The organism is Bartonella sp. AA86SXKL (assembly GCF_042196885.1).
In genome coordinates, this window is sequence record NZ_JBHIRE010000111.1 from 559 (window position 1) to 867 (window position 309).

At 32.4% G+C, this 309-nt stretch carries 1 pseudogene; it reads left to right on the plus strand.

What is annotated here, in order from left to right:
- Window positions 1-222: pseudogene (locus tag ACFIO5_RS10255) on the plus strand (MFS transporter); the annotation flags it as partial.
- Window positions 223-309 lie beyond the last annotated feature (87 nt).

Consider the following 309-nt stretch of genomic DNA (forward strand, 5'->3'; position numbering starts at 1 on the left):
TATATTACGTGCTCTCTTTTTGTGGATGAAAATGAAGAGCAAATTTCTCGTTTTCTTCAACAGCATTGTAATTTTTATGCAATAGATATGCGAGCGCTTTGGAAGCAACATTTTAGTTCTTCATCTGTGCAACCGGTCTTTTCAAATTATGGACTTACTTTATCGCCGGCAACAACAAAAACAGATGGTTTCTTTTTATCTGTGTTGCAAAAAAAACATTGAGACATCTTTTCGCATTTTTTATCTTAAATTTTATGAGAATGACCTTTTTCTTAAGCAAATAGGCTTGTAAGAGAGAAAAATTGAACA